The sequence below is a fragment of the Bacillus sp. AFS040349 genome (assembly GCF_002577655.1).
GTDB lineage: Bacteria > Bacillota > Bacilli > Bacillales > Bacillaceae > Metabacillus.
In genome coordinates this window covers 1368-1569 of record NZ_NUMC01000194.1, presented here as the reverse complement: position 1 = coordinate 1569, position 202 = coordinate 1368, and positions in this window count along the sequence as shown.

The window sequence follows — 202 nt, the reverse complement described above, 5'->3', positions numbered from 1 at the left end:
CCTCCACCATAGTTTTTTCGTGCCAACGAAAATAACTTACCATATGCCGGTGTAGCTCAACTGGTAGAGCACGATCGAATATGCTTCGAAGCTCTTGCTTCAGCACACAAATCGAGCTGCTACTTGAATAATCTCTCTGAGATTTGGGTGACTGGTAAGTAAGATAGAACTTTATTTACATCTATAATAATGCCGGTGTAGC